At 33.7% G+C, this 644-nt stretch carries 2 protein-coding genes; one reads left to right on the forward strand and one right to left on the reverse strand.

Annotated elements, in window-relative coordinates; genetic code table 11:
• A partial coding sequence (locus tag IDG60_RS28150) for a DUF3021 domain-containing protein (RefSeq protein ID WP_206161098.1) occupies positions 1–214 on the forward strand: 214 nt, incomplete at its 5' end.
• A gap of 65 nt (positions 215–279) precedes the next feature.
• Here the strand turns inward: IDG60_RS28150 and IDG60_RS28155 are convergent.
• Positions 280–644, reverse strand: a 365-nt coding sequence (locus tag IDG60_RS28155; RefSeq protein WP_206161097.1) for a malate:quinone oxidoreductase, incomplete at its 5' end; no start/stop codon positions are given.

Consider the following 644-nt stretch of genomic DNA (forward strand, 5'->3'; position numbering starts at 1 on the left):
CATTACTAAAGCAACTATAATGCATTTCATAACAACGTATGTCGGATTCTTGCCTTTAGCAATGCTTGCCGGTTGGTTTCCACTAACAGTGCATTATCTAATCATATTCACAATTATCTTCATTGTGATTTATGTATTAATTTGGATAATTCAATTCTTTAAAAACAAGAACTACGTAGACACTATTAACGAGCAACTGAAACAATTAAAATGATTTTTATTAACCACTAAAAAACGGTAATGTCTATCACATTAAAAAAGACATTACCGTTTCGTTTATTATTTAACTTGTAAATACTTAGTTACTTCTTCATTAATTTTGTGATATAAATCCTCATGATCTGTTAAGCGATAACCAAATGACGGCACCATTTCTTTAATCTTTGGTTCCCACCCTTTGAATTCATCACGATAGCATCGCTGTAAAACATCAAACATAATATCTACAGCTGTTGACGCACCAGGTGATGCACCAAGTAATGCAGCTAATGTGCCATCATCTGACGTAATGACTTCGGTACCAAATTGTAAGTTACCTTTAGAATCCTCAGTATCCTTGATTACTTGGACACGTTGCCCTGCTGTAATCACTTCCCAATCTTCATTTTTAGCATTTGGGAAAAAGACTCTTAAATCATCCATAC

Source organism: Staphylococcus sp. EG-SA-2, from assembly GCF_017152085.1.